Source organism: Methylomonas rosea (assembly GCF_024505055.1).
Taxonomy (GTDB): domain Bacteria; phylum Pseudomonadota; class Gammaproteobacteria; order Methylococcales; family Methylomonadaceae; genus Methylomonas; species Methylomonas rosea.
This window is the reverse complement of record NZ_JANIBL010000005.1, coordinates 79758-104527: the sequence shown is the minus strand read 5'-3', so window position 1 is coordinate 104527 and position 24770 is coordinate 79758. Positions and strand designations below refer to the sequence as shown.

The following is a 24770-nucleotide window of genomic DNA, read 5'->3' as shown; positions in this document are numbered from 1 at the left end:
TCCCTGGCCCTCCGAAAACGAGCGGCATCCCTGCCGCTCCCCTATCGGGCTAATCTCGCCAAAAGCTGCGATGCTCGGGGCGGAATAACGGGAGAAAAACCTACCCGACCTCAAAGGAAAAATCCAAAAAAAAGGGTGGGCATAGGCTGTTCGTAATTCACCTGAATGGCTATCCCCTATAATTCATCATTGGTTAGCCCCAAACTAATTCCAGTAAGATGTCCAACATGAAAAAAAGGGATGTCAACGCCCATTTCAGAAGTGTGTGAGTCTTTTACAATAACAATATTTATATTACTACTCGAAGCAGTATTTTTTAATATGTCCGCATATTCAGCTCGATCCCCACAAAAAACAATGTTTTTAAAGTCAAACATGTTTTGATTTTTGTCTTGGCAAATATAATTAATAATATTGTCAATTCCCTTAATCATTTCCGATAAATTCGGCATTTTCATAACGTGAAATTGAAGAGTCAGGTTGCCGCTAAGTAAATTCTGTTTATCGAAGCATTTAACGTCTTGCCCGAAATGATTAGTGCCGTCAAGTTCGTAATAGAATACATAAAATAAAAAAATCCTATTATATTCTATTGTTCTTGTATTGGTTAATATGTGATAACAAATCAGTTCTGGCTTTATTTTTTGAAAACTCTTATCTGGATAGATTTCTCTGTAAATCTGTGAATATTTACCTATATGTTCACTTAGCCAGTGACTATCTACCACAACTATAGATTTGGCACATGCTTCCTCCTCACTTGGTTGTTCGTTTTTCTCAGCACGCCTCTTTTTTTGCACTCTGAATTTATCTATCTCTATCCATGGATTATTGTAATAATCTATTAGATCGTTAATGCAGCGACGAAGATAACTCTGTAGTTTGTCGATCAAATATTCTCGTTCCAGTGGATTCGGAACTAAATCAAATTCTTCCAATGCCTTTCCATTGTGAATTATTTCAGTTCTTAGCCTGCTATATTCTACAAATTCCTCTCGAATTCTTAGAATATCTGTCTTGTTTTTTGCAATATGAGACAGTATTTGCTCTTTAACTTTTTCAAAGCGTTTATATTCTGAAGGGAACGCAATAAATTCAAAAATTCTCATTATTTGAATAAACTTATTGGTATCCGAGTTTTCCTCTAAAGCAGCCGAATAAAGTTTTAAGGCGTGTTTTGCAATGTGTCCAACTTCTGCAATATCCGCCTTAGAAAAGTTGAATCCTTCAAGAATTGTATTTTCTTGTATTTTTAGGCCATTTCCGACAGTTAAAACATTGCAAGACACTGTTTTATTGATGATTCTAGTATATGGCATGTGAATCATCAAAAGTAGTGTTTCACCTGTTGAAATTTGGCCTACTCTACCAGGAAGTTTTTTAGGGTTTGAAAAATCGCAATATTTGAACTTTAGAAAGTCAATTACGCACTCTACTTTCTGAAATGATCTTCTTATTATCTGCTCATCACTTGCGACACTTCCAGGGTAATCATGGAATGCAGAATCAGAAAACGCTATAAGCGTGCTATCTTTAAAGTATTTTAATTGGCCATTAATCTTTTCATTTTCTTCAGAATCGAGATACACTATATTATTTAATAATTCATCAACATCCAAGTATCCAGCGGGATATATAGTCATGTTTTCAATGCTATGCTTGGTTGTTATTTTTATTCTCTCAATTGGAAATATATACAAATAGAATTTTTTATCATAATCATCAAATATTGAATTCATTTCTATAAATATCCAAAAAATATTTTATACGCTGGTAGGATGTGCTGAAAGGAGTGAAGAGCATCGGTCGCGAACGATGCGCCTCCTTTCGTCGGCAGCATCCTACAACACCATTACAAACCAGACTTTCAAAATCATCTAATAACCTTTCATCTCGCCACGGGGTTTTTCCCGTTATTTCGCCCCGAGCATCGCAGCTTTTGGCGAGAGCAGCCCGCAGGGGAGCGGCAGGGATGCCGCTCGTTTTCGGAGGGGCAGGGAAGCCCCTTCCGAAAACCCTCGCCAAAAGCGAGACGCGCAGGAAAATGGCGGAATGTCGGGTGGCCTTTTCTTTGGATACTTTCTTTTGGCCACGCAAAAGAAAGTATCTCGGCTGTCGGGCCGAGACCCGACTTCAAAACACACGTCGCGACAGCGACACATTTAATCAACAAAACTCGAAGCTAGAGCTTCCAAGGCAACGGTTCCCAACCTGGAGGTTGGGAACCGGAAAGTCCATCAAACATCAAATTTAATCTTCCCATTCGCATATTGATGTATCAACGAACTAATCAACACCTGATATGGCAGGCCCTGCCTAACCGACTGCGCCTTCAACCGTTCAAGATCGCTTTCCAACAACCGAATGCTGACCGTTTTCTTTTTGCCTATTTGGTCGCGAGCGATTTGGCTATAGCGACTTTTTTCGCCATCCAAGTTATCGACACTGACAGCCGCGCCGCCTTCGACATAATCGACAACCTCTTGTTCTTCAACCGATAGTTCAGTCGCCATGATGAGCCTCTTTAAAATATTGCTTGTGATACTTACGGCTTGGAATGATATTTTTCAGAAATATCGTTTCGTTGTCTTCCACGAAGGGCACGTAATAGATGTAGTCTCTGATACGAACGATAAAAATCGTCTGATGCGGATATTTGTCAACATTATGATGCGGCAATACATCAAGCAATCTTTCTTCACCAATCGCCACTAAGACATCCTCGAAACAGACGCCACGAGTATTTTTGAGCAGTTGGTTCTTATACTCGTCCCAGTCAAAACGCATATTTAGCTCATCGAGTTATTTACATAAATACGAGCAACGTTAAAAAGATCGCCATTCGTCCAGAGGCAAGCCTTCTTGTTCAATCGTTTTGTTGTAGGCAGAGGTAAAGTCAGCCAGTCGACGCGCCGACTCCTCTCCCCACAACCGCTCGAACTCCGATTCGGACATTTCCTCGAGGCTCAATAGCAGGCGTTGCGCCAAAGCCGCCCGGTCTTGAAGCGGTAAGGCCAAAATTTCGACATCCAATTGTGTGAGATTCATATCAGCGCCCCCCATTAAACAGAAAACTCATTCACACCATTACAGGCACGACGGCAATAGTATACGTCCAACCTCATTTCTGCCGCGATAGCGACACCAAATTGTTAAAGAGCCAGTGAGGTTTAGATTCCCCTCACCCTAGCCCTCTCCCGCAGGGAGAGGGAATTAGACCGACAAATTCTTTAAAGCCTGCGAACGCCGACAGCAAGCACCGTCCAAAACAAACTAAGCATGCCCAACACCACAAACCTTACCCAGATCAAACCCCGGTGGCTGCCCCGGCTCGGCGGCCAAAATCCTGGCAAACTCCTGACCGTATTCCGCCCAATCCTTAATCCCGGTAATCACGCCCAGATACTCACCGCCGCGCAAAAACACCAGGGACGGCCAACTGGTAAATCTAAATCGGGCTTGCAATTCACGTTCGATGGACTTGTCGATCAGTGCGCCGTGTAAACGACCAGCAAAAGCTTTTAACAACTCCGGCAAAATCACCGCCACGTCATGGCTTTCCGGAAACATCACTGGATCGTTGGCAAAGAACAGCACAACGGTGTCATGGCCGTGTACGAATAGATCGTAACTGTCGGCATCCAGCAGCGGCAGGCCGTGGCGGGTTTGCAATTGTTGCAGTAACGCTGTACTCATGTTCTTAAAAACTCCGGCAATTCGGGTTCGCGGTCGACCAGATCTGCGAATAAATGATCGAAGTTGGTTTCGCCTTGCATCGCCAGGCGCATGGCTTCGAGGGCATCGGCGATTTGTGCGGCTCTTTCGGCAGAGATCACTTCCCGCGCCGCATCCAAAAACACCAGCAACCAGGTGCCGGCCACTTGTTCGCCGACCAGCATCATGTCGATCAGGGTGGTCTGGCCGCGATATTCGCACAGCGCCAGATCACCCCGCGGCTCGATGACTTGCATGGGGATGCCGATGCACATCAGTACTTACCCCGATAATCGACATCGACTTGCAGGCTGGGCATATCGGAAGCGGAAGGCGGTTTTACTTCGAATGCAGCGGATAACACGATGCGCTCGTCACCCAAGCGACAGGCTTGTTCCGGCGAGGGGCGTTCTTGTTCGTAACGCTGGATGTTCAAGATCGGATCGGCTAACTCGCCGGGCAGGTCAACACACTCGGCACTCACGCCGAAATCTTGTAGATACGCTAAAGCCATATCGATAACCGGTTGAATCTGCGCTTTAACGGCTGGCCGCAGACTGCCGCCGTAATCTTCCAGTTCTTCCGGCTGCACACCGATCAGCAACAGATGCTGCGGATATTGCCCCAGCATTTGCGCCAGCGCCAACACTTCCTGAAAGCCGGTTTGATGCAGACTCATTTTCTTGGCACCCAGAAAATTGGGTACCTCGTCGTTTTCTACCCGCTTGATAGAGGCCGGCGGCAGGCCGTAATCGACCGCATCGAACACCACCAAAACATCCGCCGCCTGCACATGCTCGATCAGATACACGCCCTGCGTCCCGCCGTCCACCACTTGCACGTTATCCGGGAAACGGTAGTGTTTTTGCAGATGTTCGACCACGCGCACACCAAAGCCTTCGTCGGCCCACAGCAGGTTACCGATGCCGAGTAGCAGGATTTTTGGTAGCTCAATCATGCATTAAAACCAAAGCGGTCATACCCGCCGGGATGCGGGTATCCAGTGCCACGGATGGCGAGCTTCGGAACATCCTTGTAGGCTGGATTTCGGCAATCCCTGCCGAAATGACGGTTTTTGTGAGGCTTAGTCATATTCAATGCGCATCATCGACCGGCTTGTCGTCTTTAAAAGTGCGCCACCCGTTCACTATGGTGGACAGCATGCTTTGCCCGGACAATTTATCCTCGCGCACCGCGACGTAGATATGAATCAGCACGAAGCAGACGATGAACCACATTACCAGATGATGCCAGGTGTGCACGGTTTGGCTATCCCCAAACAAAGGCAATAGCCAACTGCTGAACAGCGTGTATTGCCAACTGCCCTGCCCCTCGCCTTCGCCGTACAAGGCAAAGCCGGTGAAGATCATGAACAAAGTGCCCCACACCAACACAAAATGCATCGCCAAAATTGCCAACGGGTTATGGCCGATGTAGTGGCGCGGTGACTTGGTCAAAAACGCATACCACAGCACTTCTTGTAACACGCCGTCCCAAAAATGCGCTTGCAGCAAGGGCGGCAGAAAAATTTGCCGCGCATGTTCGTTACCGGCAAATGCCCAATACAAACGCCCCAGCAAACCAATCGCCAATACATAGCCCGCGGCAAAATGCGCGAAGCGGATATAGCCCATCAGAAAATGCTCGCTGGCCTCGCCGACCGGCGAGGGTAGCGGCGACGCGATCAAATAGCCGCTGATCGCCAGTACTGTGATTGCCAACGCGTTGATGCCATGCCAAAGTCTGACCGGCAGTTCGTAAACATAAACCGGAGCCAGCGGCGCGCTCATAAGGGTCTCCGCCACCGGCTAGCCCACCATACCGCAGCCACCGCCAACACCAGCAGCAACAAACTGGCGCCCAGCGCGTAGGGCATGGATAGGCCTTGGATCAAAAACAGATGTTCCAAGGCATGCGTCAGGCTGTCGACACCGGGGTGACTGTGCGCTTGGGCGTTGCCGGCCAGCGCCAGCAGGAACAGAATCGAACACAATTTTTTCATGGCTATTCCTTATCTGACTTGGACGCGGGTTAATTCGGTACCGTCGGGGCTGATGACGTGAGTCGAGCAAGCCAGACACGGGTCGAAACTATGCAGCGTGCGCAAAATTTCCACTGGCTCGTCTGGCACCTCGACTTTGGTATTCATCAACGAGGCTTCGAAAGCACCGATATTGCCCTGCTCGTCGCGCGGCGAGCCGTTCCAGGTGGTTGGCACTACGCATTGGTAATTGGCGATTTTGGTATCTTCGATTTTTAGCCAATGGCCCAGCGCACCGCGCGGCGCCTCGGTAAAACCCACGCCTTTGACGCTGCTGGGCCAGGTTTCCGGGTCCCAGCGCTCGACGTTGGCTGTGCTTAGATCACCGGCTTTTAGATTTGTCATCAGCTTGTCCATGAAATAACGCATCTTACCGGCGGCCCATTGCGCTTCCAGACCACGCGCGGCAGTTCTGCCCAAGGTGGAGAATAAGGCGCTGACCGGCACGTCCAGGGTTTTCAGCACAAAATTGATCTGCTCGGTAATTTCTTTATTGCCTTGCGCATAACCGATCACATAGCGCGCCAGAGGCCCGACTTCCATCGCATGGCCACGCCAGCGCGGCGCTTTGATCCAGGAGTATTTGGCGCTTTCATCCAGCTCTTGAATATTGGTGCGGTCGCCCTTGGTTTTGGAGCCGATTTTGTAGTTCGGTTCGGTGATACCGTCCCAAGGATGCAATCCCAGCGCTTCGTCAGGATATTTGTACCAGGAGTGCGGCACGAATTCCTTGATCTGCTCGGGGTCGGTCAAATCCACTTCGTGGACTTTGGTCAGATCGCCGTTGATGATCGCGCCGCGCGGCATCAGCAGATTCGCGGCAGAATAATCGTTGGCCTGGTCGGGAATATCGCCGTAAGACAGCATGCTAGCACCGGACAAGCCGCCGCCGTACAACCAGCCTTTATAGAATTGGGCGATGGCCAGCAGATCAGGAATGTAAACCTGGTCGATAAAGGTGATGGTGCGGTCGATGATCGAAGAAATCAGATTCAACCGCTCCATGTTCACCGCGCCAACCGCGCCGACGCCGTCCAGGTTGATCGCGCACGGCACGCCGCCGACCAGCCAGTTCGGATGCGGATCTTTGCCGCCAAAGATGGTGCGAATTTTCATGATGTCTTTTTGAAAATCCAGCGCTTCCAGATAATGCGTGACCGCCAGCAAATCAGCTTCCGGCGGGAGCAAATAGGCCGGATTGGTCCAATAGCCGTTTTTGAATGGGCCAAGTTGGCCGGATTCGACGAATTTTTTCAGGCGGTTTTGCGTATCGCGGAAATAGCCCGGCGAGGACTTGGGATTGCTCGGCGAAATCTGTTGCTGCAAGGCTGAGGTCGCCACCGGATCGGCCTTCAAGGCATTGACCGGATTCACCCAATCCAAAGCATGCAGATGATAGAAATGCACCAAGTGATCGTGAGCCTGCAAACTAAGCTGCATGATGTTGCGGATCGAGTTGGCGTTTTCCGGGATCTTGATTTTCAAGGCATCTTCGACCGCCCGCACCGAGGTCAGCGCGTGGGTACCGGTGCAGACGCCGCAGATGCGCTGCACGAAGGCCCAGGCGTCGCGCGGGTCGCGGCCTTTTAATATCACTTCCAGCCCGCGCCACATGGTGCCGCTGGAGATGGCGTTGCGGATGATGTTATCGTCGTCGATATTGACTTCGCAGCGCATGTGACCTTCGATGCGGGTCACCGGATCGACCACCACGCGGCGGCCGGCGTCGTTTAAATTAAAACCGTTGGGGGTGTTTCGGACTGTCATTATTGCTGCGCTCCTGGTTGTTTATCCCCGGCTTGTTTGGCGCGACTCAAGGCCGTTAATCCAGCGTGCGCGGCAACGCCGGCACCCACAATTGCCGCGGCTGTGCCGCCGACCACGTCGGCGTTGGCTTCGATACCAAATTGGTTGATGCCGGTCAGACGGTCGTAAAAACTGCCTTTATCCCAGAAACCGTCTTCGGAGCAACCGATACAACCGTGGCCGGATTGAATCGGAAATGAGGTCCCTTCGTTCCATTTCACCGTGGAGCAGGCGTTATAGGTAGTCGGCCCTTTGCAACCCATTTTGTACAGGCAATGGCCTTGGCGGGCGGCTTCATCGTCCCATTGTTCGACGAACTGGCCGGCGTCGAAATGCGGCCGTCTGTAGCATTTGTCGTGGATGCGCTGGCTATAGAACATTTGCGGCCGGCCTTGTTTGTCCAGAGTCGGCAATTTGTCGAAGGTCAACAGGTAGGCCACGACAGCGGTCATTACTTCGGCAATCGGCGGACAACCAGGGACTTTGATGATCGGTTTGTCGGCCAAGCCCGGCACTTTGTGTACCGGCGTGGCACGAGTTGGATTGGGTTTGGCGGCTTGTACGCAACCCCAAGAAGCGCAAGAACCCCAGGAGATGATGGCTTTGCAGCTTTCCGCGGCGTATTTCAATTGCTCGACAAACGGTTTGCCGCCAATGATGCAATACATGCCGTCTTCGGCTAATGGCGGATTGCCTTCCACGGCCAGGATGTAATTGCCTTTGTATTTTTCGACGATCTCGGTGACGATGGCTTCGGCGTTATGGCCGGCGGCAGCCATGATGGTGTCGTCGTAATCCAGCGACAGCATGGATAAAATCACGTCTTTGGCCAGCGGATGACCGGAGCGGATGAAGGATTCCGAACAGCAGGTGCACTCCAAACCATGCAACCAAAGTACCGGGATGCGCGGTTTGGTTTCCATAGCATGGGCAATTTTCGGCGCGAAAGCCGGCGATAGGCCCAGCGAGGCGGCGGTCAAGCTGCAAAATTTCAGAAAACTGCGGCGGGTGATGCCTTGCCTACGCATCACATCGTAAAAGGTTTCGATCATGGACACTCCAGTCGTCGTTTGTGGCTGATCAAAGTGACTGGCTTGACGACATGGCGCGATGCTAAGCGCTGCTTGTTGTTATCCAGTATCTTCATCAGCAAGTTTTCAAAGCCGCCCCCGCAGCTATGCCGCCCGCAATTAACGCGAACGGTTGAAAACATTTGATTGTTATTATTTAGGAGACAACACCAAGAACTTTCTGCTACCTGCGTTGCCCCGCCTAGCCTGAGCAACATCCATGCCGGCCATCAGGCAATGCTAAAACCTTTGCAAACGTGGGATTATTAGTGTTTAACGCGGCGGCCTTTCTGTCTGCAAAACAACAAACTCAACAAAACCTCACAAAGTTTGCCGGAAATACGACATAAACCTATAACGGGTAATGGTTGCCGGAAAACCTGCCCATACTTGGTTGACAGGTCTGCGGAGGGACGGCTACATTGACTAATCGGGTCCGTCTCAGCCTATGGAGCGGATTTGACTCAGAATAATTCTTACAGAGATCGGCGAGCATCCGCTAAGCCGACCCACCAACTCATCCCCAGGAGAGCCCTTATGAACCGCATTATCACGATCATGTTCTTGATTGCATTTAACAGCACCGCTTGGGCGGATTGGGATCCGGAAATGGAGGCTCAAGAACAAGCACAGCGCGAGGCCGCACAGCGCGCCGAACAAGCCAGAAACCGCGAGGCGCAAAAAATGGTCGACGAGGCCAACGCCAAAGCCAATCGGGAAATGCTGGACAGCAAGCGCAAAAACCTGGGTGCGGCAGCCAAGGGCAAATCGGATGCGGAAGTGAATCGTCTGTACGACGCCAAGATCAAACAAACTACGGAAGAGGCTAATCGCTTGGCTCAGGAAGCTCGCAGTGCGTTTAGTCAAGGCCAAGGCGCAGTGGCGGTAAAACAAGTAACCGGTAAAAGCCTGCAAGAATTGGAAAATATGTCCGACGAGGAAGCCGAAGCACTATCGCGGGAATTGGAAAAGAAATACGGGCAATGATCAATACTGCCCAATACCCTTACTATACGGAAAAATCAAACAGGCAAACTTGAATTAAGCTGGATATTAAGTCCAATCCAGCTCATGCTCTAGGCCAACGAAGCCCTGGCACTTGCTTATTCGCTGTCTATCTCTTGTTCCAGCAAAGTCCGCAGGCCGGCCGGCATTTCCAGGGTTTCCGGATCCCAGCCCTCCAGCTCCAGCACATCTTTCAGGCATTCTTCCATGATCAAATGGGCTTTCTGGGTAGCATCGGCAATACGCTGGTGTACCCTGGTTTGCACCTCGCTGCCGCTGCGCTCTGAACAATTGGCTTGGTAATCGAACAACTTACGCAAACTATCGATTTGTCCGCCAACCTGCGACGGGCAGGAACACATATACAAAATACCCTGAACGTTGATACGTTTGAGTTGCTGAATGCTAAATTGGGTTTCCAGTTTCATGATGCGAGCTCTCGATTTTCTCGTTTATTATAATTATCGGGTTGGCGCCAACCCTGGCTCTAATTCTTTTCGGCCAAATATTTCACTAAGCTTCGGCCGGCGGCATAGGCTATCAAGGCCACGGCCAGTTATCAACCTTCGGCAAGTTCGTTGCACTCGAAGAGGCGAATTTCGGCAATCAATTCAACCTCAAGCCGGCGCAAACCCGCCGCTGATCAATTGCCGGGTACGGGCATAGGTTTCCTGAATGATTAAGGCATCGGTACTGGCGCGGTGGCGCATCAAGGCCAAATCTTGAATAACTTGCCGCTTGGTTTGGCTCCAGATATCCATTTGCGCCTCTTTCAATATCATTTCCAGCGCACTGAGATAAAAACCCGGCTCTACACCACACCGAAAAAACAAGCGAGATAACCACGGTTTATCCACCACCCAGCCGTCGCTATACACAGTTTTGCCCGCTAAAAAATCATTCAATTCACTGACTACCAGAGCGATAGGCTTTCCATAACTGACTAAGGTTTCTCGACTGAGGCCATGCACCCGCTCAGCCTGCGCGTCCCAATACGTCCAGTCACTGGCAGGCTTGATCAGCGCGCAATATTTTTGCCCGTTACCCAACACCACGCCCACTTCAATGGGATAACTGTCGAAGCCAAAACCGGAGGCTTCGAAATCTATTACATTTGGTCTGATTGTTTGCAACTGAGCATCCCTTTGCAAAGCGTAAAAGCTATAAGCCTAGCTTAAACCGCCGAATATGAACGACTTAAACGCGCGGCTTTGACCCTATAAAACCAGCGCAAAGCCAGTAGCAAAACCAGTATCCCGGCAAACAGCAAAGGCCGGCTTAAATCTTTTTTTACCAGCCAGGCAAAATGCACCACGCCGGCACCGGCGATCAGGTAGACCAAACGGTGCAAGCGCTTCCAATTTTTGCCGCCTAGTCGGCGCTGCATCGCATTGGTGGAGGTTACGGCCAGCGGGATCAACAACACAAACGCCGCAAAACCCACGGTGATATAGGGACGCTTCAGAATGTCTTTGGCTATTGCCGACCAATCGAAAAACTGATCCAAAACCAGATAAGTCAGAAAGTGCAGACAGGCGTAGAAAAAGGCGAACAATCCCAACATACGTCTAAGCCGGACCAACCAGCTTGCGCCGCTCAGTTGCCGCAACGGCGTGACGCCGAGACTGATCAGCAAAAACGTCAGTGTCCAGTAGCCGGTGTTATGGGTGATTTTTTCGATGGGGTTGGCACCCAAATTGTCTTGCCAGGCCGCCGTCAGCAATAGCGCCAAGGGTAGCAAAGCCGCCAAAAACGCCAGCACTTTTAGACGGCGAAGGTTTTGATCGTCGAGAGTTTTCCAGTTCACTGTTCAAAAGTTTTTAGTCAAATCCATCCCGGCGTACAAGCCGGCGACTTGCTCAGCGTAGCCGTTGAACGGCAAGGTCGGACGTTTTAGAAACTCTCCCAGGCGGCGCTCCTTGGCCTGGCTCCAACGGGGATGATCGACCTCCGGATTGACGTTGGCATAAAAACCGTATTCGCTGGGGCCTGCCTGCATCCAACTGGTCATCGGCTGCTGCTTGAGCAAGCGAATCTTCACAATCGATTTAGCACTTTTGAAACCGTATTTCCAGGGCACCACTATTCGGATTGGCGCGCCGTTTTGATTGGGTAATACTTCGCCGTATAAGCCAAAGGTCAGCAGAGCCAGGGGATGCATGGCTTCGTCGATGCGCAGGCCTTCGCGATATGGCCATTCCAATACCGCCCGCCGCTGGCCAGGCAGTTGTTCGGGGTCGTGCAGGCTGACGAATTCGACAAAACGGGCATCACTGGTTGGCTCCACTTGTTTCAGTAGTTCCGCTAACGGATAACCCAGCCAGGGGATCACCATCGACCAAGCTTCCACGCACCGCAGGCGATAAATGCGTTCCTGCATCGGCGCCAGCTTCAGTAAATCCTCTATGGCGAATTGCTTGGGTTTCCGGACTTCGCCTTCCACACTGACCGTCCACGGCCGAGTTTTCAGACGGCCGGCCATTTTGGCCGGCCCTTCCTTGCTGGTATCGAATTCGTAGAAATTATTGTATTGACTGACATCTTCCAGAGGCGTCAATTTATCGGTGAGGCCGTAAGCCTCGGAGAGACTGCTTGCCAGTTTTTCCCCGCCAACCGCAGCTCCCGCCAACAACGCAGCAGAGCCGCCCAATGCCAGTTGCATAAAATGCCGGCGCTGGTAAAACAGCTCGCGTGGCGTGATTTCGGAAGCGGGAATTGCGGGGATGCCGGGAAGTTTCATGGGGACGCCTCTTGAAAAGTTTAGACCTACTCGACCATAAACCGGGCCGGCAGTTCCGCTTGCGCCTAAGCCAGAGGTCGCGGGCATGGCCCGCTCCTACAAAGTACGTTTAACCTAAGCCCCTATTTACGCGGTTTTTTCTTGCTGTCCGGCTTTTTGGCAGCAGTCTTTTTTGCGGACTTACTGGGCTTGGCTGCTTTTTTATGCACGGATTTCTGAGGTTTTTCCTCCGCAGCAACTTTCGCAGCATCAGTTTGCGCGGATTGTTCGGCCAGATCCGCGCTATCCGGCGGCAAATCAGGCATCGGCAATAAGGCGGTTTCGTTGCCGTCATCAACGGCAGACCGGTCGCAATCGGGCAAGTCTTGATCGTCAGGCGAGCAAATGACTCGATAGATGATTTTCCGGTCGTCGTTTTTGCTGGCTTTGGGTTCGAGCGACTTGGTAACCGGCGCGGTTTCATCGGAGATTGTTCCCAATAATTCGGCCGTAGCGCTTGCGCTATATACCCAAATGCTGAAAAGCACACTCAAACAGCACGCTTTGTAACTCAAGGGGTTGAAGCCACCCTTGCGCGAATCAGCCATTTGTCTGCAATTGCTTTAAGTGACGTTTGGCTTCGTTCCATAAGCCATCCAGTTCCGCCAATTCGCAATCGCGCAACTCGCGTCCGGACGCTTCCACTTGCTTTTCGATGTAATTAAACCGGCGGGTGAATTTTCTAGTGGCCTCGCGCAAGGCGATTTCCGGATTGACTTTCAGGTGCCGGGCCAGATTGACGACTACCAGCAGCAAATCGCCGATTTCTTCCTGGATGTGCGGCTGATCCCCGGATTGCCAGGCTTCGTGGACTTCCTGCAATTCTTCGCGCACTTTGTCGAATACCGGCTCGGCCTCCGGCCAATCGAAACCATGGCTGGCGGCGCGATTTTGAATTTTTTCGCACTGCACCAAAGCCGGCAGACTTTGTGCGACGCCGGCCAACACACTTTCAGTTTGTTGCGCCGGCTGTTTCAGGCGGCGTTCTTGCGCTTTGGCTGCGTCCCAGGCTTGCTGGCGCTGTTCGTCAGTGTCGAACTTCACGTCGGCAAACACGTGCGGATGCCGGCTAACCAGCTTTTCGCTAATTGCCGCCGCCACCTGCTCGAAGTCGAACAAGCCGCGCTCTTCGGCAATCCGCGAGTGGAACACCACTTGTAGCAACAGGTCGCCCAATTCGCCGCGCAAATCGTCGAAATCATTCCGTTCGATGGCGTCAGCCACCTCGTAAGCTTCTTCGATGGTATAGGGAATCAGGCTATGGAAATCCTGCTTGACGTCCCAGGCGCAACCCGCTTCCGGGTCGCGCAAGCGGGCCATCAAAGCCAGCAATTCCTGGGTTTTAGTCAAACTCAAAATGTCGAACCGAAGGTATCCTGATAACGCTTTTTGAATTCCGCCATCGTAAAGGTGTGGTTCTGCGTACCGTTATGCTCGATTTTGATCGCGCCTAGCAGCGAAGCAATCCGACCGATCACGTCCCAATCGTAATCGTTGATCAAACCGTACAGCAGACCGGCACGATAAGCGTCGCCGCAGCCGGTGGGGTCCAGCAATTGTTTGGGCTTGGCTGGCGGAATGTCGATGCATTCGCCGCGCGTATACACTTTGGAACCGTTGCCGCCCAAGGTGATGATCAGCGCATCGACTTTTTCCGCGATTTGCTCCAGCGTCAAGCCGGTGCGTTGCTGCATCAGTTCCGACTCGTAGTCGTTAAAGGTAGCGTAATTGGCCAGTTCCAGAAACGCCAGCAACTCATCGCCATCGAACATCGGCATGCCTTGGCCGGGATCGAAAATAAACGGAATGCCTTGCTCGACAAATTGCTGAGCGTGTTCCTGCATGCCTTGTTTACCGTCCGGCGAGACTATACCAATGGTTATGCCGGAGTCAGTGGGTACGGTGTTTAAATGCGAGAAGCTCATCGCTCCCGGATGGAAGGCGGTGATTTGGTTATCGTCCACGTCTGTGGTGATATAGGCTTGGCCGGTGTAATGATCGTCCAGCACCTTGATATAACGGCTGGAAATACCGCATTGGCTCAACCACTGCGCGTAAGGTTCGAAATCGTGACCGACCGTCGCCATAATTGATGGCTCTTCCTGCAACAATTTCAAGTTATAAGCAATGTTACCGGCACAGCCACCGTATTCTCGGCGCAGAGCCGGCACCAGGAAAGACACGTTAAGCATATGTACTTTCTCTGGGAGGATGTGATGTTTAAATTTGTCGTGAAACACCATGATGGTGTCGTAGGCCATGGAGCCACAGATCAATGCACTCATTATTATCCTTGTTTAACGATTTCAGCGGCCCTAAGGTAACGGATGTTGGAAATAGGCACAAGACGAAAGCGATAAAATCAACCGCTCTTCTTCGTCTTTCCCGCCTATAACAGTATCAACGCCCAAGTCACGCCGGCCCAAATCAAGGACAGCATGACCGCCGCCGAGCCTATATCCTTGGCGCGTCCGGATAGTTCGTGATGCTCGAAACCTACCCTATCCACTACCGCTTCCACCGCGGAATTCAACAACTCCACCAGCAACACCAATACCACGCTGCCGATTAACAGGACTTTTTCGATGGCGGATTGGCCCAACCAGATTGCCAGCGGCGTCGTCACCACGAACAGCGCTACTTCCTGGCGAAACGCTTCCTCATGTTGCCAGGTGGCCTTGAAACCGGCGACCGAAAAAAAACAGGCGTTGATCAGCCGCTTAAATCCCTTTGCATTTTGATTTGCCATTGGCTAATCCTACTCCTCGATCAGGGTCCGATAAGCATCGGCATCCATTAATTGTTCCAGCTCCGCTGGGTTATCGGCTTTGATACAAAACAGCCAGATTTGATAAGCGCCGTCGTTAACCAACTCCGGTTCGTCAGTCACTGCTTCGTTGACCTCAGCCACAATGCCGCTGACCGGACTGAACAGATCGGAAGCGGTTTTCACTGATTCCACCACTGCCAGTTGTTCGCCGGCTTTCACGACCCGGCCCACATCGGGCAAGCCGATAAACACTATGTCGCCCAATTCGGATTGCGCGAAGTCGGTGATACCGACGCGCACGACATTGCCGTCTTCCAGCTTGGCCCATTCATGGGTCTCGGCATATTTCAAATTTTCAGGTGTTTCACTCATTTGCATTTCCCTCAAGCCGTAACAGTAATCCAAAAGGATAACCGGCTATTTTTTTAACACAACAAAAAATTACAGCCCTCGCCAGCCCAAACTTTATAATCTTAGGCCATGCGGAGAGTACCTAACTTAAGTCCGGCCATTAAGGCGTCAAACTTCATTCAATAAAATTCATGCGAACAGCACTTTTCCTCGCCGGCTGGCTGGGCGTTCTTAATCTGATTCCGGCCGCCGCGTTGGCGGACGATGACGACGCCCCTCCCTCAAGCACCGCCCAAACCAAACAGACCAGCCCGAATGCCGACCCCAATGCATTACATTTGGACCGGGCGGCTCAAAAGTTGGCCGGCATTCAAACCCAAACACTCGTAGCGGTTAGGCAAACGCCCGAATTTGCTGCTTACGGTACGGTGCTCAATCCGGAACCGCTACTGGGCATCCGCCAGCAATTCCTGGCCGCCAGCGCCCAGCAAGACAGCGCACAAGCCCGCTACAGCGAGGCGGCGCAAAACTTGAATCGCACCCGCGACCTGCATCAACAAGACATCGTTTCCACCCGCCGCCTGCAGGAACAGCAAGCGATCTGGCAGGCGGACAAAGCTAATCTGGCCGCCAATAGCTACCAGCAACAACTGATCGCCGCCAATAGCCGCCTAGTCTGGGGCGACACCTTGAGCAGCTGGTTTACCAAAGCTCAGGATAAAAACGCCGCGCAATTGCTGGAACATCGCGCCCAGTTACTGCAAATTACCCTGCCCGCCAATAGCCGGCTCGATCCGGGCGTCAATATTATTCATATTCATGAGCGTGGCCAGCGTCAGGCCGCTTTGCCCGCCGAGTTAATTTCCGCAGCACCACAGGTCGATCCGGTGTCGCAAGGCCCGCGTTATTTCTTCAAATGCGCAGACTGCCGCCTGCCGTTCGGCACCCATATCACCGTCTGGATTCCGCAGGGCGGCCAAGCCAATACTGGCGTCACCGTCCCGCAGCCGGCCTTGGTCTGGCATTTGGGCCAGGCGTTTGTGTTTATCAAAACCGATACGGAGCATTTCAATCGCCGGGCGCTCAGGCAATACAGCAACACTAGCCAAGGCTATTTCGTGGCCAGCGGTTTGCAGCCTGGCGAGGAAATCGTGACTACCGGCGCGCAAACGCTGTTATCGCAACAATTGAAAGGGCTGATACCCGACGAAGATAAGGATTAAGCCTGCTTAGTATTTTATCGGCAACACCTGGACCGACTCCCAAACCCGCTCGGTGAATTCCGCGTCCATCTCCGGCATGCCATCCTTGAGCCATTGCACGATAACTTTAGCGATATTGGGATAGGTAACATGCACCGCATGCGGATTGTGCAGCCAGTCCTCGATCACCGCGTCATCCAGATCGAACATCGTGTGACCGTAGCCCAATTGCTTTAAAGCCTCGGCGTTGGAAATCTGCTCCATTTGCGCGTGCAGAGGCTTGACGAGTATCTTCTTGCCCAATTGCAAGGACTCGCTGGCCAATTCGAACCCGGCATTGCTGATGATGCCTGCGCAATCATATAAGTCGCGCTGAAAGCCTGCTCTGGACAGTTGCTTACAGACGATATGCGGATATTTCGACACCGCCGGTTCCGGCGAATAAACATGAAATTCGAAGTTTTCGAACGGACACAACAGTTTAACCACCGCTTGCGGGTCTTCGAAGGGCAAATACACCACAATCTTATTGGCTTGGCTATTTTGCGGAAACGCCGGCGTTTCGATGATTGGCGGCAAGATCGGCTGACCGAAATGATGCCAGTGCAAACCGATGCCGATGTCGGCCGGCGCAAAATACTTCATCACCTGCTCGGCAATCGGATCGCCGCCGGCGCGGGGAATTTTGTGTCTAAATGCATACTGATGACCAATACCCAGCACTTTTTTCTTTTGCCGTTTCGCGGCCCAGGCGGTGACCGGCTCGAAATCGCTGATCACCAAATCGTAAGCGCTTAAATCCAGGCTGTTGATGTCTCTGACAAAACGGATGGGGCTGGCATCCAACGCGGTTTTCACATAACTGACTTGGCCGTTGTGGGTATTAAAGGTCAAACCGGTTTTGACTTGATAGCCGTTAAACACTTCCATATCGAAGTATTTGTCAGCCGGCCGGCCGGTAAATTGGAAGGTGACATCAAAACCGGCCGCATACAGTTCTTTCGCCATCACTCTTGCGCGGGTAATGTGACCATTGCCCGTGCCTTGCACACCGTAAAAAATTTTCATCATAAAATGTAATCGAGACTAAAAATTGCTGTACTAACACCCAAGACCACGCCCATCAGCGTATCGGTGGGAAAATGCACGCCCAAAACCACTCTGGAAAAGCCGACCAGCGCCGCCCAAACATAAAGCGCCGGCATCAACGACGGCGCGAAATAGCCCAGCAAGGTGGCTACCATGAATGCCGCTGAGGTATGTCCGGAGGGAAAACTGAATTGGTCCGATGGGGTAATTACGCTCTTAAAATCCGCCAACGCTTGCTGCGGGCGGTTGCGCTTAAAGCCTTTTTTCAGCAGCGTATAAACCGGTCTTTCGATCAAAAACGCCAAGATCATGGCCCGCAACAACGCATCGTTGATCCCTTGATCCCAATAGAGCCAGGCCGCGAGAATGACGTACAAAAAACCGTCGGCGGTTCGGGAAATCATGCGGCAAAAGCGCACTAGATAGGCATGAATGGCAACGCCGTTTAGCCAGGTAAACATCGTCACGTCGTACTTATGAATAGAGTAAATCAGCTTCATGGTCTGCTCCTCGTTGTTTGCCGCACGCGTCGACCGCGACCTTCATGCAGCAGTTGGAAATCGTCGATTTTCCGTTTCACGTTTATCCCTGATAACGAGGCCAGCTTAGAGCTGCTTTGTGACAACAATATGAAGCTTTGTTTAAGCTTATGTGACAGGCCCATTTCGGCGATTGTTTGTTACAATTGCCGGCTGCGACGCGCTCGGCTGTTTAGCGCGTTCGAGACCGGCGATCTATAACAACACGGCAAAACCTTTTCGGTTTTAATCAGGGCACTATGCAACGTTTTTGCACTTTAGGGTTTGTACTCGGCCTGATCTTAATGGTCTTCGGCGTCACCTATGCGTTACCGATAGCCACTTCGCTGTATTTTGAGGATGGCATGGTCGATCACTTCTTAAACGGCATGTCCTTGAATATTGGGGTCGGCAGCCTGCTATCCGGCTTAACCATGCGCTTTCGCGGCGATGTAAAAACGCGGGACGGCTATTTGTTGGTCGCCTCGTTCTGGATCTTGATGTCTTCAGCGGCCACACTGCCGTTGATGTGGGGTATACCCGGCCTGAGTTTCACGGACGCTTTTTTCGAATGCGTCTCCGGATTTACCACCACCGGCGCCACTGTATTGGTCGGTCTGGACAATTTGGCGCCGTCACTCAACCTCTGGCGACACGAGCTGAACTGGATAGGCGGACTGGGGATCATCGTCCTGGCAGTGGCGATTCTGCCTTTGCTGGGCGTCGGGGGGATGCAGTTGTACAAAGCTGAAATCGCCGGCCCGGTTAAGGACAGCAAGATCACCCCGCGCATCGCCGAAACCGCCCGCTTGCTCTGGCTGGTCTACGCCGGCGCCACGTTAGCCTGTATCCTGGCATTAAATTTGGCCGGCATGGGTTGGTTCGATGCCATTTGCCACTCCTTTGCCACGCTGGGCTTGGGTGGATTTTCGACGCACGACGCCAGCATCAGCTTTTATGATTCGCCAGCCATTGAATTGGTACTGACTATTTTCATGTTGATCGCGGCGATGAATTTCGCCACGCACTACACGGTACTGCATCATCGCAGCCTGAAACCCTATCTATCGGACCCGGAAGCAATACCGATGCTGGGTGTCGTAGCCGGCAGCATTTTGCTTTGCAGCGGCTATCTATGGCATTTCGATACCTACCCGGACTTCTTTACCAGCTTGCGCCATGTGACTTTCAACCTGGTATCGATAGCCACCGACTGCGGCTTCATGAGCGCGGATTTCGACAAATGGCCGCCGTTTGTGCCGTGGTGGATGCTATATCTGAGCTGCATTACCGTCTGCACCGGCTCCACCGGCGGCGGCATCAAAATGTTCCGTACTTTATTGCTATGGAAACAAGCAGGCCGGGAAATGTTCAGCCTGCTGCATCCGCGCGCGGTCAACCCAATTCGGATCGGCAACACCCCCATCGCCAACAAAATCATTTTCGCGGTCCTGGCGTTTATTTTCCTGTACTTCATTTCCATCGTGGTGCTGACCTTTTCCTTGATTTTCTCTGGCTTGGATCCAATCTCCGCCTTAAGCGCAGTGATTGCATGCATCAATAATGCCGGCCCCGGATTGAATCAAGTCGGACCTGCCGGCAATTACCAAAGCCTCAGCGATTTTCAAACCTGGATTTGTTCTGTCGCCATGCTATTGGGACGGTTGGAAGTATTCACGCTGATCGTGCTTTTTACACCCACTTTCTGGAGAAAATAGTACAATTCCCCGCCTTATCGTCCGCAAGCTTTCTATTTGACACCTTGGATTCAGCGCGACCGGAACGCAACACTTACCATTTATCAGGAACATTGGCATGACTTCCGCTACACATATTGATTTTCTTAGCAAAAGAAAACTGGCCTTTTATTTTTCCGGCACCCTGCTATTAATTTCCATTGTTTCGTTTTTCGTCAAGGGTCTGGATCTGGGCATAGACTTTACCGGCGGCAGCCTCTACGAATTGCATTACAACCAAGCGGCGGATCTGGACAAGATGCGTAGTACGCTGGAACAACAGGGCTTTGCCGATGCCAATCTGCAACATTTCGGCAGCGCGGCCGACGTGTTAATTCGTTTGAAGCCGGTAGAAAACATCAGCCAAAAAGAACTTAGCGAAAAAGTGCTAAGCGTCGCCAACAGCAGCCAAAGCCAACCGGGCGAGCTACGCCGCGTCGAATTCGTCGGCCCGCAAGTGGGTGATGACTTGGTCAACGATGGCGGTCTGGCACTGTTCTTCGCCTTTGTTGGCATCATGGTTTACGTCAGCATTCGCTTTGAGTGGAAATTATCGTTGAGCGCCATCGCCGCTTTATTCCACGACAGCATCATCACGATGGGGTTTTTCTCGGTATTTGGCTGGGAATTCGACATGACCGTGTTATCGGCGATTTTGGCCTTGATCGGTTATTCCATCAACGACACCATCGTGGTCTACGACCGGATTCGCGAAACAGTCCGCACCAGCCGTATCAAGGAATCTATTAACGAAATCGTCAACACCGCGTTGAACGACACCCTGAGCCGGACGATCCTGACCTCATTGACCGTATTTTTAACGCTGTTGGCCCTGGCCTTCCTCGGTGGTAAAACCATCCACGGCTTTGCCATTGCGATGCTGATCGGCGTCGTTAAAGGCACCTACTCGTCAATTTACATCGCCAGCTCACTCGCGCTGAGCCTGGGCTTGAGCCGCGACGACCTGATGCCGCCCGCCAAGGACAGCGTCGTCGACGACATGCCTTAAACCGAATTTTCATTTATCACTTCAAGCGAACGCTCACGGAATAACTTGATGACACAAAAGCTTAATACTCGCGACCTTACCCAACTCACCCTCGGCATCCCCGGCTTTGAATATAAAGACTTATACGATGCCAAACGTCTGTCTGATTTGTTGACAGTATTCGATCAGTCGGTACAGCAACACGATGCAGCCTTGTTTGCGGAAATTACCGCTTACCGCGCCTGTGGCGGCGAAGGCATGAAGCCGGAGGACATTTCCGAGTTATTGGTAAAGATGGCACCGCTGGTCGGGACCTTCGTCGCGCGTTTGTTCAATGTCAGCGATGTCCGCGACCAACAAATCGGCACTATTCGCGGCGAATTCGACGCGATATTTGTTTATCGCACCGAAATCGTCGGCAATTTAAGCAAGCTGTTCAAAGGCCAAACCATAGAAGGCTGGGATATTGGCGCACTGCGCAGCCAATTGGCCGGTCTGCTAACAGCCACCGACAGACAAGATTTATTCCAGGCCGACCCGGAATTGGCCGTGAGCCAGCTGGGCGCCGACTTATGGCGGGCATCGCAACAGGAAAATGCCAGCGCGGCAGACATTGCGGCCTACGACACCGTCTGCCGCTGGAGTTTTGCCGCCAAGCAAGATCCTGAATTGCAAGCCTATGTCGCCAAATGGGTGAGCTTCAAAATTCCGGAAAAAACCAATCTGGACAATCTGGTCGAACACGACACCGTGTCGCCAAACGGCTTTGATGTTTGGGCGTGCAACGATCACCATCAGCGCCGCCGCGACGGCTTTGCCTTGACCGACAAACGCTTCAAACAACGCCAGGTGTTGTACGAAGTCGATCATTGCATTTACTGCCACGACCGCGATAACGACTCCTGCTCCAAAGGCATCAAGAACAAAAAAGATGGCACGTTCAAAACCAATCATTTGAGCGCGTTGATGACAGGTTGCCCGCTGGAAGAAAAAATTTCCGAAATGCACGTCGTCAAACGTCAGGGCGACAATATCGGCGCATTGGCGATGATCATCATCGACAACCCGATGTGCCCCGGCACCGGCCACCGGATATGCAACGACTGCATGCGCGGTTGTATTTACCAAAAAACTGAGTCGGTAAATATTCCGCAAATCGAAACCAACGTGTTGACTGATGTGCTGTTCATGCCGTGGGGTTTTGAAATTTACAGCCTGTTGACTCGCTGGAACCCACTGAACATCAAGCGCGCCACCGCGTTGCCTTACAATGGCAAAAATGTGCTGGTGGCGGGCATGGGTCCAGCCGGTTACACCTTGTCGCATTATTTGCTAAATGAAGGCTTTGGTGTGGTGGGTATCGATGCCTTGAAAATCGAGCCGCTACCCCTGCATCTGACCGGCGACCGCGATAATCTGCCGATGCCGATTATGGACTTCCAAAGCCTGTACGAAGACCTGGATAAGCGCGTGCTACTGGGCTTTGGCGGCGTGGCCGAATACGGCATTACCGTGCGATGGGATAAGAACTTTTTGAAAGTCATTTACTTAACCTTGCTACGTCGCAGTGCGTTTAAGTGTTATGGCGGCGTACGCTTCGGCGGCACCATCACGATCGATGAAGCCTGGGAGATGGGTTTCGATCATATCGCCATCGCCAGCGGCGCCGGCAAACCAACCGTGATCGATCTGAAAAATAACTTGATCCGCGGCATCCGCAAGGCATCCGACTTTCTGATGGGTCTGCAATTGACCGGTGCGGCCAAAGAATCCTCGCTGGCTAATTTGCAAGTGCGCTTGCCAGCCGGCGTCATCGGCGGCGGCTTGACCGCTATCGACACCACCACCGAGCTGCTGGCCTACTACCCCGTGCAAGTCAGCAAGATTTTGCATCGCTACGACAAATTAGTCGCCAAGTACGGTGAAGCAGCAGTGCGCAGCCGGTACGACGGCGAAGAACTGGAAATTCTGGAAGAGTTCCTGGCGCATGGCCGCGTGATCGAGCAGGAGCGGGAACGCGCCGCTGCCGTTGGCGAAATGCCTAACTTTTTACCATTCTTGAAACAATGGGGCGGCGTGACGCTGTTCTATCGTAAAGGCATCAAGGATTCACCGGCTTATCGGCAGAATCACGAAGAGATCCGCGAAGCACTGTCGGAAGGTATTTACCTGGCCGAGGGCATGAGCCCTCTGGAAGCCATAGAAGATCAATACGGCCATTTGCAAGCCGTACGCTTTGAGAAACTGGCCGAAGAGGACGGCAAATGGCGCAAAACCGATGAAGTTGAAGTGAAACTGCGCGGCCTGTTCATCGCCGCCGGCACCGCACCGAATACCATCTATCAATCCGAACATCCCGGCACCTTTGTGATGGATCGGAAATTCTACAAACGCCACGAGCCGGAATGGTTGCAAGGCCAAGCAGAGTTGGTTGCAAGCACTGACGAAACGCAAGTCAAAGTCGGCAAACCGGCGCCATTTACCTCTTACCACAGCAACGGTCGTTACATTACATTTTACGGCGACAACCACCCGGTTTACGCCGGCAACGTGGTGAAAGCGATGGCCAGCGCGAAAGACGGTTATCCGTACATTGTTAAGTTATTCGCCAACGAACTGGCTGGCTTGGACGCTGCGCAACAGCCGCAACGCGATGCACAGTTGCGCGATTTGCAAAACAAACTGGATGCGACTTTCCTGGCGCATGTCGTTGAAGTGAATCGTCTGACGCCAACCATCATCGAAGTGGTCATCAAAGCACCGGCTGCCGCGAAACATTTCGAACCAGGCCAGTTTTACCGCGTGCAAAACTACGAGTCACTGGCTCCCGTAGTGGAAGGTACTACATTGGCCGCCGAGGGCCTGGCGCTGACCGGCGCCTGGGTAGACAAAGAAAAAGGCCTGGTGTCCTTGATTGCTCTGGAAATGGGTAGCTCCAGCCGTTTGTGCGCGACCTGGAAAGTGGGCGATCCGCTGGTATTAATGGGGGTTACCGGTGCGCCGACCGAAATTCCAACCGGCAAAACCGTTTTGCTGTTGGGCGGCGGTTTGGGTAACGCGGTATTGTTCTCAATCGGTAAAGCCATGCGCAATGCCGGGAACAAGGTGCTGTACTTCGCCGGTTACCGTAACAGCGAAGACTTGTTCAAGGTGCCGGAAATCGAAGAAGCGTCCGACGTGATCGTTTGGGCTGTCGATGACAGACCCGGTAACGACGCTATTCCTGTCACCCGGCCGCAGGATAAAACCTTCGTCGGCAATATCGTCGAAGCCATGGTGTCCTATGCCACCGGAAAATTGGGCGAAACCAGCTTGCGCCTGCAAGACGTCGATCACCTGATCGTGATCGGTTCCGACCGGATGATGGCAGCCGTAAAAGCAGCACGTTTTGCCGCCTTGAAACCGTACTTGAAGGAAGGCCACGAAGCGGTCGGCTCGATCAACTCGCCGATGCAATGCATGATGAAAGGCGTCTGCGCCCAATGCTTATGCAAACACGTGGATCCGGAAAGCGGCGAAGAGAGCTTTATGTACTCCTGTTACAACCAGGATCAGGCGCTGGACTATGTGGATTTCCCAAATCTGGCTGCCCGTCTGCGGCAAAACACGGTACAGGAAAAACTGTCCTCACTCTGGCTGACGTATTTACTCGAAGCCCAATGATAACAAGATAGGCAGACTTTAAGCCTATCCCCGGTAGA

The 24770-nt window shown here is 51.9% G+C and carries 27 protein-coding genes; 5 read left to right on the top strand and 22 right to left on the bottom strand.

Going from position 1 to position 24770, the window contains the following annotated elements:
* Positions 1-176 precede the first annotated feature (176 nt).
* The 11 genes from NP589_RS03030 to NP589_RS02980 form a co-directional block, all read right to left on the bottom strand.
* A complete protein-coding gene (locus tag NP589_RS03030) occupies positions 177-1739 on the bottom strand; it encodes a hypothetical protein (protein WP_256605627.1) in 1563 nt (520 codons plus the stop codon).
* Between the two features lie 498 nt (positions 1740-2237).
* Positions 2238-2513, bottom strand: a complete 276-nt coding sequence (locus tag NP589_RS03025) for an antitoxin (protein WP_256605626.1) — start codon at positions 2511-2513, stop codon at positions 2238-2240.
* Positions 2503-2787, bottom strand: a complete 285-nt coding sequence (locus NP589_RS03020) for a toxin (RefSeq protein ID WP_256605625.1) — start codon at positions 2785-2787, stop codon at positions 2503-2505. Before NP589_RS03020 ends, NP589_RS03025 begins: the two co-directional genes overlap by 11 nt.
* Before the next feature lie 39 nt (positions 2788-2826).
* The gene (locus NP589_RS03015) at positions 2827-3048 is read right to left on the bottom strand and encodes an addiction module protein (RefSeq protein ID WP_256605624.1); all 222 of its coding nucleotides are present in this window, start codon (positions 3046-3048) and stop codon (positions 2827-2829) included.
* 225 nt (positions 3049-3273) lie between these two features.
* Positions 3274-3696, bottom strand: coding sequence for a thioredoxin domain-containing protein (locus NP589_RS03010; protein ID WP_256605623.1), 423 nt, complete (start codon positions 3694-3696; stop codon positions 3274-3276).
* Positions 3693-3989, bottom strand: a complete 297-nt coding sequence (locus NP589_RS03005) for a HypC/HybG/HupF family hydrogenase formation chaperone (RefSeq protein WP_256605622.1) — start codon at positions 3987-3989, stop codon at positions 3693-3695. Before NP589_RS03005 ends, NP589_RS03010 begins: the two co-directional genes overlap by 4 nt.
* On the bottom strand, positions 3989-4672 hold the full coding sequence (locus tag NP589_RS03000) for a HyaD/HybD family hydrogenase maturation endopeptidase (protein ID WP_256605621.1): 684 nt from the start codon (positions 4670-4672) through the stop codon (positions 3989-3991). The genes NP589_RS03005 and NP589_RS03000 overlap by 1 nt, the downstream gene beginning before the upstream one ends.
* 136 nt (positions 4673-4808) lie before the next feature.
* Positions 4809-5504, bottom strand: a complete 696-nt coding sequence (gene cybH, locus NP589_RS02995; protein WP_256605620.1) for a Ni/Fe-hydrogenase, b-type cytochrome subunit — start codon at positions 5502-5504, stop codon at positions 4809-4811.
* Positions 5501-5716, bottom strand: coding sequence for a hypothetical protein (locus NP589_RS02990; protein WP_256605619.1), 216 nt, complete (start codon positions 5714-5716; stop codon positions 5501-5503). The genes cybH and NP589_RS02990 overlap by 4 nt, the downstream gene beginning before the upstream one ends.
* 9 nt (positions 5717-5725) lie before the next feature.
* The gene (locus tag NP589_RS02985; RefSeq protein WP_256605618.1) at positions 5726-7522 is read right to left on the bottom strand and encodes a nickel-dependent hydrogenase large subunit; all 1797 of its coding nucleotides are present in this window, start codon (positions 7520-7522) and stop codon (positions 5726-5728) included.
* Positions 7522-8613 (bottom strand): hydrogenase small subunit, encoded by a 1092-nt coding sequence (locus NP589_RS02980; RefSeq protein ID WP_197491375.1) that lies wholly within the window; start codon positions 8611-8613, stop codon positions 7522-7524. Before NP589_RS02980 ends, NP589_RS02985 begins: the two co-directional genes overlap by 1 nt.
* A 555-nt stretch (positions 8614-9168) precedes the next feature.
* Here NP589_RS02980 and NP589_RS02975 point away from each other — a divergent pair.
* Positions 9169-9618, top strand: coding sequence for a hypothetical protein (locus NP589_RS02975; protein WP_256605616.1), 450 nt, complete (start codon positions 9169-9171; stop codon positions 9616-9618).
* 116 nt (positions 9619-9734) lie between these two features.
* On the opposite strand, the gene NP589_RS02970 is transcribed toward NP589_RS02975, so the two are convergent.
* From NP589_RS02970 to gcvH, 9 genes are all read right to left on the bottom strand, one after another.
* Entirely contained in the window at positions 9735-10064 is a 330-nt protein-coding gene (locus NP589_RS02970; RefSeq protein WP_197491376.1) for a hypothetical protein, read from the bottom strand.
* Between the two features lie 189 nt (positions 10065-10253).
* Positions 10254-10769 (bottom strand): 3'-5' exonuclease family protein, encoded by a 516-nt coding sequence (locus tag NP589_RS02965; RefSeq protein ID WP_256605615.1) that lies wholly within the window; start codon positions 10767-10769, stop codon positions 10254-10256.
* A gap of 41 nt (positions 10770-10810) precedes the next feature.
* Positions 10811-11443: a protein-methionine-sulfoxide reductase heme-binding subunit MsrQ gene (msrQ, locus tag NP589_RS02960; RefSeq protein ID WP_256605614.1), complete on the bottom strand. Its 633-nt coding sequence runs from the start codon at positions 11441-11443 to the stop codon at positions 10811-10813.
* A gap of 3 nt (positions 11444-11446) precedes the next feature.
* A complete protein-coding gene (gene msrP, locus NP589_RS02955; protein ID WP_256605613.1) occupies positions 11447-12376 on the bottom strand; it encodes a protein-methionine-sulfoxide reductase catalytic subunit MsrP in 930 nt (309 codons plus the stop codon).
* 122 nt (positions 12377-12498) lie between these two features.
* Complete coding sequence (locus NP589_RS02950) at positions 12499-12963, bottom strand: hypothetical protein (RefSeq protein WP_256605612.1); 465 nt, start codon at positions 12961-12963, stop codon at positions 12499-12501.
* A complete protein-coding gene (gene mazG / locus NP589_RS02945; RefSeq protein ID WP_256605611.1) occupies positions 12956-13771 on the bottom strand; it encodes a nucleoside triphosphate pyrophosphohydrolase in 816 nt (271 codons plus the stop codon). Before mazG ends, NP589_RS02950 begins: the two co-directional genes overlap by 8 nt.
* Positions 13768-14700 (bottom strand): carbohydrate kinase family protein, encoded by a 933-nt coding sequence (locus NP589_RS02940; protein ID WP_256605610.1) that lies wholly within the window; start codon positions 14698-14700, stop codon positions 13768-13770. The genes mazG and NP589_RS02940 overlap by 4 nt, the downstream gene beginning before the upstream one ends.
* A 104-nt stretch (positions 14701-14804) precedes the next feature.
* On the bottom strand, positions 14805-15164 hold the full coding sequence (locus tag NP589_RS02935) for a diacylglycerol kinase (RefSeq protein ID WP_064036744.1): 360 nt from the start codon (positions 15162-15164) through the stop codon (positions 14805-14807).
* Positions 15165-15173: 9 nt separating this feature from the next.
* On the bottom strand, positions 15174-15557 hold the full coding sequence (gene gcvH, locus NP589_RS02930) for a glycine cleavage system protein GcvH (protein ID WP_256605609.1): 384 nt from the start codon (positions 15555-15557) through the stop codon (positions 15174-15176).
* A gap of 170 nt (positions 15558-15727) precedes the next feature.
* Between gcvH and NP589_RS02925 the strand changes: the two genes are divergently transcribed.
* On the top strand, positions 15728-16759 hold the full coding sequence (locus NP589_RS02925; RefSeq protein WP_256605608.1) for an efflux RND transporter periplasmic adaptor subunit: 1032 nt from the start codon (positions 15728-15730) through the stop codon (positions 16757-16759).
* Positions 16760-16765: 6 nt separating this feature from the next.
* Here the strand turns inward: NP589_RS02925 and NP589_RS02920 are convergent, their stop codons facing one another.
* Complete coding sequence (locus NP589_RS02920) at positions 16766-17806, bottom strand: MJ1255/VC2487 family glycosyltransferase (RefSeq protein ID WP_256605631.1); 1041 nt, start codon at positions 17804-17806, stop codon at positions 16766-16768.
* Positions 17806-18327 carry a phosphatase PAP2 family protein gene (locus NP589_RS02915; protein WP_256605607.1) on the bottom strand — a complete coding sequence of 174 codons (522 nt, stop codon included), beginning with the start codon at positions 18325-18327 and terminating at the stop codon, positions 17806-17808. Before NP589_RS02915 ends, NP589_RS02920 begins: the two co-directional genes overlap by 1 nt.
* 278 nt (positions 18328-18605) lie before the next feature.
* Here NP589_RS02915 and NP589_RS02910 point away from each other — a divergent pair, with 278 nt between their 5' ends.
* The 3 genes from NP589_RS02910 (at position 18606) to NP589_RS02900 (ending at position 24732) form a co-directional block, all read left to right on the top strand.
* Positions 18606-20063, top strand: a complete 1458-nt coding sequence (locus NP589_RS02910) for a TrkH family potassium uptake protein (protein WP_256605606.1) — start codon at positions 18606-18608, stop codon at positions 20061-20063.
* A 97-nt stretch (positions 20064-20160) separates the two neighbouring features.
* Positions 20161-21090: a protein translocase subunit SecF gene (gene secF / locus NP589_RS02905; RefSeq protein WP_064007059.1), complete on the top strand. Its 930-nt coding sequence runs from the start codon at positions 20161-20163 to the stop codon at positions 21088-21090.
* Between the two features lie 48 nt (positions 21091-21138).
* Positions 21139-24732 carry a pyridine nucleotide-disulfide oxidoreductase gene (locus NP589_RS02900; protein WP_256605605.1) on the top strand — a complete coding sequence of 1198 codons (3594 nt, stop codon included), beginning with the start codon at positions 21139-21141 and terminating at the stop codon, positions 24730-24732.
* Positions 24733-24770: the final 38 nt, after the last annotated feature.